The sequence below is a fragment of the Martelella mediterranea genome, from assembly GCF_021021415.1.
In the GTDB taxonomy this organism is placed as follows: Bacteria; Pseudomonadota; Alphaproteobacteria; order Rhizobiales; family Rhizobiaceae; genus Martelella; species Martelella mediterranea_C.
Genome location: NZ_JAINWJ010000101.1, coordinates 1 through 1085, shown reverse-complemented (window position 1 = coordinate 1085; position 1085 = coordinate 1). Strand labels below are relative to the sequence as shown.

1 protein-coding gene is annotated in these 1085 nt (G+C 66.0%); it reads left to right on the top strand.

Annotation, left to right across the window (positions count from 1 at the left end):
• Positions 1-165: 165 nt before the first annotated feature.
• On the top strand, positions 166-1085 hold a 920-nt coding region (locus K7H91_RS25490), incomplete at its 3' end, for a DUF1403 family protein (protein ID WP_230722963.1).

Here is a 1085-nt window from a genome sequence, read left to right as displayed (position 1 = left end):
GAGCATTATGAACGATAATGCAAGATTATCAATCATTATAGGGAAAAGACAAGCTGTGCGCTTTATGTCAATTTCTCTGGAAGTAACCGCACGTATCGTGTAGCCTCAGCGCCATGGATTCGCGCACCGCCACATCTGCCAACCCCCCTCACGCCCACCGCACCCCTGCCGGGCTGGACCCGTCCGCGCGGACGCGACATCACCGAAGCAGATGCTGCCTTCTCTTCTGGTATCACCCTGAAATCGCTCGATGATCTCGTTCGATCCGAGCCGCCTTGGGCCGGTTGCTGGCGCGAACGGCAGGCCCTGAAATGCGCCGCCGCCGCCGTCCGCCTGACCGGTCGCAACGAGGACGAGGCGGCGCTGCGCGACGCCGTCCTGTTTACGGCCGCCGGTGACGATCCGGGCCCCGCGGGCAAGATGGTTTTGGCCTACAAAAGGCTCGCCACCCGAAAACCCGGTTGTTCTGCAACGCAGGTCGAAGATCTCGCCGATCTTATGGGGCTCGCCTTTGACGACCACCTCGCCGCTCTCCCGGAGCTGGCGGAAACAGCGCTTCAGACCGGACGGGCCGTTCCCTTCGTGGCCGCCGACCTTGTGACCGCAATCCTTGCCGTCCGCCCGGATGCCGAGCCGCTGGCCTGGGCGATAGCCGACATCGCGATCGCAACCCAGCTCAGATGGAACCGGCCCGTGCCACTGCTGATGGCCGAGCGCTACGGCCCGGCCTTCCGGATCATCGGGGGCAGGGGACGCGTGCGGCCGGGCGAACCGGCGTTTGCCCGCGCGGTCTGCCTGGCGCTCGCCGACGGGGCCGGGGCCGCATTGCGGGCAGCAGACACGATCGCGCGCCGGGCCGATGTTCTGGTGGCCGTGGCGCCGAAGGTGCGGACCAAGGGCGCAGGCCCTGTCATTCAGGCGTTGCTGGACGAGGACGCCCTGCCGGCAAGCGCCCCCGGCAGCAATCTCTCCCGCTGGGCGGCAACACGCCTGTTCGAACGGCTCGAGAGTTTTGGCGCCGTGCGCGAGCTCTCCGGCCGCTCGGGCGTTGTCACGTTAACCTACATGCGATTGCCTATGTCTCT